The 2,874-nt window shown below is 39.0% G+C and carries 2 protein-coding genes; one reads left to right on the top strand and one right to left on the bottom strand.

The annotated features are described in order from the left end of the window. Nucleotides 1-62: 62 nt before the first annotated feature. Entirely contained in the window at nt 63-1,115 is a 1,053-nt protein-coding gene (locus SANK73390_RS20010; protein WP_462768104.1) for a hypothetical protein, read from the bottom strand. A gap of 266 nt (nt 1,116-1,381) precedes the next feature. Between SANK73390_RS20010 and SANK73390_RS20005 the strand changes: the two genes are divergently transcribed. Further along, complete coding sequence (locus SANK73390_RS20005; protein ID WP_462768103.1) at nt 1,382-2,455, top strand: MATE family efflux transporter; 1,074 nt, start codon at nt 1,382-1,384, stop codon at nt 2,453-2,455. Nucleotides 2,456-2,874: the final 419 nt, after the last annotated feature.

The following is a 2,874-nucleotide window of genomic DNA, read 5'->3' as shown; positions in this document are numbered from 1 at the left end:
GTAGGCCTATAATTACCTGCAAGTAAAATACCACTCACTGTAAAACAAACCATGAAAACAAGTTAATTTTCAGAGGCGTTAATCGCTCTTTTTATAGCTTGTCGCCAATCATAAAATGCTTGCTCAAAAGTAGGAAACGCATTTTGTAATACCTGATAAGTGTCGTCGCTATTGAGCACATCACAGGGGTTAGCCCCCTCTTTTTTTAATAGCTTTTTTAATGTGTTAACACCTTGAGGCTGAGCCATCATAAAGCTCAGCCACGACCAACCACTGTAATACAAGAGGTTTGTATCTATGCTCTCCCACTGAGACTCAGAAGCTAATAATGCATAGATATCATATGGTTCAGTAAGTAAGCTTTTTCCTTCAGTCTCATAGTCTAACTGTCCATTTTTAAACTCTACTGCTGAAAATAACTGTGCCATGCCTTCGTTAAGCCATCTAGGTGTTAAACCCACTAAACGTAAATTCATAGCATGTATTGCTTCATGTACCGCCGTTTTTACAACTTGCGGATCACTCTTATACTCAACAAATGCGGAGTTACTGCCATGAAAAAACACACCTTGGCTAGTTCGTGGGTCAAAGCCATATCGCGACGTGTAATCTTCATAATCAGCCCGGCTAGATAAAATAACTAAATTCACATTCACTACCTTATTATTACTACTAGCAATCAACTGTGCGTAAATACCATGCACCGTATGCAAACGTGTAATTAAAGCATCGAACACGGATGTTTTTAAGCTCGTATAATAAATAGATAGCATGATTGTTGGCGCACCCTGAGCACTAAATTTATGTTGTATATTTTTAAATTCTGGTCCTAACATCCCTAGCTTTTGTTTAGAACGCGCTTGCTGACGGTTAATAAAACCATCCATATTGCAATAGCGCTCCACCCGTTGAATCGGTAACTGTACTTGAGATTGCAGGTTTTCACTCACCTTTAATTTATCAGCAGCTTCGCTGCCATCTAGCAGCGCTACTTTATTGACACTATCTTGGGCGATATCATAAAACTCGAGCTCACCATTTGCCAAATCCCATGCAAATAACATAGCTAATACTGCAATACAATAACCTAATGTTCGAGAATTTTTTAAAGTCAATCGTTCAAATCCATTACCAACTTAATTTAACTAACTTAGCACCACCAACGGACAAAACAAACTATTTGCTACCACCTTTAAACGCTCAAATAACACACTTAACATCACCCCCTTCAACTGTGTACCACAATAAGAATTGTTATATAGTGGCAGAATTACTGCAGATAATTATTCAGACAAATCACGTCATAAAACGCAATTTGAATCATGCTTATGCGTTTATATTTCGTTACGCTGTTTGTCTGTAATATCAATCAAGGACATAAATGCAAGACTTAACAAAAGGCCCAATACAAAAACATTTTATCAGTATGGCGCTGCCCATCGCCATGGGCATGTTAATACAAACACTCTATTTTATTATTGACTTATACTTTGTAGGCCATATTGGCAAAACTGCATTGGCTGGTGTTAGTACCGCAGGTAATTTATTCTTTTTTGTGATGGCACTAACACAAGTGTTTAATGTGGGCTGTGCCACTTTGATTGCCCATGCCATTGGTCGCAAAAACAAACAGCATGCCAACAAAATATATAGTCATGCAATGTTTTATAGTGTGCTCGCCACTTTGTTAAGCTTGGTTGTTGGTTATGGTTTTTCAGACAATTACTTTTTAGCGACAGCCGCAGATAACGCTACTTATCAAGCGTGTATTGATTACTTTTACTGGTTTTTACCTTCCATCGCTTTGCAGTTTGTATTAACAGCCATCATGGCTTCAATGCGAGGTGCGGGATTAGTAAAACCATTTATGATGATGCAAATGTTCGCTCTGATCATAAATGCAATACTATCGCCTATTTTGATTACTGGGGTTGGTGTATTCACTCCCATGGGTGTGAGCGGTGCCGGGTTGGCCAGTTCCATTGCCGCCATTATTGCTCTGTTGCTTAGCATGTTGTATTTAAAAAATAATAAAAAGACATTGCAATTACGCGTTGCTGACATGCGCTCAGATTGGCCTACCCTTAAAAACTTGCTCAAAGTTGGTGTACCCGCTGGCAGCGAATTTATGCTTACCTTCTTGTATATGGCTGTGATTTATTGGGTATTAGCTGACTTTGGCGCACATGAGCAAGCTGGGTTTGGTTTAGGCAGCCGCATTATGCAATCATTGTTTCTACCCGTACTGGCTATCGCTTTTGCAGCGCCCGCTATTGCAGGCCAAAACTATGCAGCAGGTAAATTAAAACGTGTGTATGTCACCTATAAATTTACCATGCTAATAACCATCACATTAATGTTATTGATCTCTATTCCTTGTATTGTAGTACCACATATTTTTTTCACAGCTTTTAGTGATGACCCACAAGTGATAAGAGCTGCAACAACTTTTTAAGTTTTATTGGCTTTAATTTTGTGCCCGCTGGAATTGTATTTTCTGCCTCTGCCATGTTTCAAGCATTTGGCAATACTTGGCCGTCTTTACTTGGTACAAGTATCCGAATCGGTAGTTTTTGTTGTTTACTGTTTTTTTATCTCAGCCAACAAGCGCTGACGATATCAACGATGTGGACAATTTCAGTGGTAACGGTATGCATTCAAGCGATATTGGTTTTTATAATGCTACAGGTAACGTTAAAACGGCGAGTCTTTAGCAAAGCCTTAAAACGAAAGTCGGATGTTCAGCTAGTCACTAACACTACTGTGTCTTAAAACTAACGGGGTCTATTGATGTTGGTAATTAAACCCCCATAAATCATAAATGCTATTGGGTAAGAGATCCTGACCTTCGTCAGGAAGACAACAGACATATGA

It is taken from the genome of Pseudoalteromonas sp. SANK 73390 (genome assembly GCF_054966645.1).
The sequence above is the reverse complement of the archived record's forward strand: the minus strand, read 5'-3'. Positions and strand labels throughout refer to the sequence as shown.

Excerpts from the sequence above, each read along its gene's own strand:
- SANK73390_RS20005 (WP_462768103.1), top strand. The coding sequence starts at position 1,382 with ATGCAAGACTTAACAAAAGGCCCAATACAAAAACATTTTATCAGTATG.